Genomic DNA, 3,416 nt, shown 5'->3' on the forward strand with positions numbered 1-3,416 from the left:
CGTTTCGCGTAGCGTATCCGGAGCTTGATAGCAGGTAGGTAGTCTTGATATTTCGCCCGGGTGCACCCAGGTCGACAGCCTTGCTACCATAGCTCGAAAATGACGCTTGAAGGTCATTGGCGTCCGTAGCCATGACGCCGACAATATTCGCGAGGTTGAAGGAACATGGCGCCTGAGAGAAATCCGGATCATCGTTGTCTGTTCCGTCGTTCCCTGCTGATGCTACGAAAAGGATGCCTGCGTCCTGCATTTTCTGGATCACCTCCCTTACCAAATGCTGGTGATAGGGTGAGCCGTAACTTGCGTTCACGACCGATGCACCGTTGTCGATAGCCCATTGCATCGCATCAGGCAGCACATCCGGCTCAAGGCTGCCGCCGGCCGAGTCAGCCGAGACCTTGAGCGGCATTATCAGCACATTGGGTACGGCGCCGGCTATGCCGGTGTTGTTGTTTATGATCGCCCCGATTATCCCCGAGGTCATCGTCCCGTGCCCGTAGTAGTCTGTGGGATTATCGTCCGGGTGATGATTTGGCGGGTCCGGTTCCGCGCCGACGAAATCTCGACCGGCGGCAATCCTGCCTTGGAGATCAGGGTGGCTTGGAACGATGCCTGTATCTATCATGGCCACAACGATTGCATCCGAATCCTGGACAAACTGCCAGGACTGAACGACGTCCATGTTGGTGAGCGCCCACTGATCCTTGCCATCGTTCGGATAGTCATCGTGGAGGTAGCACATGTACACGGGCTCTACGGCGACGACGCCGCGAATGGCTTTGACCTCCTTGAGTACCTCCGAAATGTTCTTCTCGATCGGGAAGGTCCAGAGCTCCGCGCCAATGATGTCGATGCTCTTCTTGAAATGGCTTCCAGCTTTTTCGAGTTCATTCGCGGCAGCCAGTGCGGAGCCGGGTGCGAAACGGACGAAGAACTCGCCGGGCACAACATGCTTGTTCACGCCGTCTGCCGCTGTCTCGGCGCCGTGAACATTCAACGCAATGAAGATTCCGGCAATGACAAGGTGCAGTTTGAAGCAGATTGAGTTTCGTCTCATGGCTTTTCCTCCCGTGAAATGCCTTTGCGACTCCTGCAAATGCAGTTCCTATGAGGACATTAGATTACGCAGAATGATCAGATCCAGAATGTTGATTCTGCCGTCACCGTTGATGTCGGCCTTCAAATTGTCTCCCGATTCCGGGTCCTGGCCCAAGCGGTTCCTGACGTATACCAAATCAAGGATGTTCAGCCTCCCGTCACCCGTCACGTCAAGAACGGGCGCACCGTCGACGAATACGTATGCGAAGCCCCAGACCCACTTGACGCCCGGAACAACCTTTGCAAGGTCTCGTGCTTCCTTGTAACGGTATTCGGCCCTGAGGTAGAGCCACCCGTAGACGACGTACTCCCCTGGGCGCCAAGGGGCCAGGTCATGGGGCTCTCCGCTTGTGAGGAAGAAACCTCTGGCTTGCAGTTCTGCGTCAGCCGCCTCTCGGTCGGCTCCAGATTCGTATTGAACATAAAGGAACGTCACAAAAGGGAAGCATTCTCTCGAGCATTCGCATAGCCAGGCGTTGTCACAATCAATCAAATCCTTGGTGCCGAGAACGCCCGCGATGCCCAGCGGCAGAGCCAATGCCTCCTGTCTGGGCATGGCTTCGGGTGCCCGCCAAGCGGTGCCCTTGCCTGCCAAGGCCCCCATCAGGGGCCTGAGGAACGTGAAGTCTTGGCTCGAGAGCTCACCGCGCAGTCCGGCAAGCGCCTGGGGGGCCAGAGCCCCGTCTTCCAGTACACCGACGTAGACAGGCGTCGCAGCTTGTGCAGCAGCAACCGAGATCAAACATACGGCAAACGACAGAGCGATTCGTCCGATCATGGCTTGACTCCTCTCTCAAGTTTCATCAGAACGGGTCCGCAGCTTCATTGTCCGCAATCGTGTTGTTCTCTATATCGGCCACGGGCATTGCCGTGGTTCCGGCACCAGTCGTGAAGCTCATGAAAATGCCGGCTCCCTCAAGGGCGGTGTTTGCGACAACAGTGTTCCAGACCATGGTGGGATTGAGGGAGTATTCGAACGCGAGGCCGCCGCCGGAGGCTGCGCGGTTGTCCTTGATCACGTTCGCTCGCAGGGGTGCTTCGGAGGCGGAGGCAGGCAGGGGGAACCTGCACTTGTAGAACGCAAGCCCTCCTCCCTGGAAGCGGGCGCAATTTGAGCATATCTCGTTGCCGGTTATGGTTACTCCACCCGAGTCGTGGCAGTAGATGCCGCCCCCGCATCGATCGGCTTCGTTGGGTGAACTCTTTCCAATCTCATTGTTCTCGATCTTGGCCGCAGATTGCACGCAGGCAATGGCGCCGCCATCTCTGGCGGTATTGGAGTCAAATCTGTTGTTGGTTATGGTTGCAGAGGAGCCTTCGCACAGGTAAATTCCGCCGCCCACGGTAGCTTGGTTCTCAAGGATGCTATTCTGGCTTATGGTGGGGGAGGATGCCCGGCAGAGGATGCCGCCGCCAAGGCTTGCGTTTCCCTCGGTTATCACGAAACCCGTGAGCAAGCCGGAGGGGGAGTCATCGAAGGTGAAGGCTCTTCCAGTCAAGGCCGGGGATGCGTGCGAGGCCCTTACGGTGCTAGGGTAGGTGTCGGGGTCACACACTTCAAAGTCGACGTCGTAGCCGCCGCGAATCTCGATGGCTTTGCCCCGAACGACCACTTCCTCATCATAAGTCCCGCCGGCAACGTACACAATGCCTCTTGACCTGTTCACACCCTTCTGGATGCTGTCGAACGGATAGCTCAGAGAGCCGTCCTGGAAGCCGGTTGCGTCATCGTCAACGTAGATGACACTGGCATCGAAAGTGGGGCTGGTGCCCATGACGAATTCTTGCAGGTTCGTCAGTCCATCTTCATCGTAATCACCGGATCCGGTTTCATCGAGCTCGTGGCCAGGAGGCAGGAGGGGCTCGAAGTGCTCGATTTCCCAGTCATCAGGCAACCCGTCCTCATCGGTGTCGGGGCTTATGGCAATCACCTCGTCGGCGCCGATGTCCACGGTGCCGAACAAAATGCGAGGATCGTAGTCGACGTCGGCACTTCCAGCCGGTACTACGGAATTCCTACCCATCTGCACGCAAGGGGAGTACGATTTCAGATGGTAGTCGCCCGCTTCGGGATCCACGAAGTGCGGGTACTTCGCAATGTTGTTCTTGCCATCCGTCTCGCTGGCGGATTCGAAGCATGAAAACGTTGCAGTGCAATTGTACAAGTCCTGGCCGTTGAACCAGACGATGCTGTTGCTGATCGCGGCAAATGAGGAACCGTCTGAGAATACTCCCCCTCCTCTACGGTCCAGCGCCGCGTTCCCCGCAATGGTATTGTTATTCAGCGAAACTGATGATGGCCCCCACGAAGACCCCAA

The 3,416-nt window shown here is 57.1% G+C and carries 3 protein-coding genes; all 3 read right to left on the reverse strand.

From position 1 onward, the window contains the following. Positions 1–1,057: S8 family serine peptidase (locus tag VM163_05855; GenBank protein ID HUT03397.1), on the reverse strand; the 1,057-nt coding region annotated here is incomplete at its 3' end. A gap of 48 nt (positions 1,058–1,105) precedes the next feature. After that, positions 1,106–1,876, reverse strand: coding sequence for a dockerin type I repeat-containing protein (locus VM163_05860; protein ID HUT03398.1), 771 nt, complete (start codon positions 1,874–1,876; stop codon positions 1,106–1,108). Between the two features lie 25 nt (positions 1,877–1,901). Next, positions 1,902–3,416, reverse strand: a 1,515-nt coding sequence (locus VM163_05865) for a right-handed parallel beta-helix repeat-containing protein (GenBank protein HUT03399.1), incomplete at its 5' end; no start/stop codon positions are given.

This window comes from bacterium, assembly GCA_035527515.1.
In the GTDB taxonomy this organism is placed as follows: domain Bacteria; phylum B130-G9; class B130-G9; order B130-G9; family B130-G9; genus B130-G9.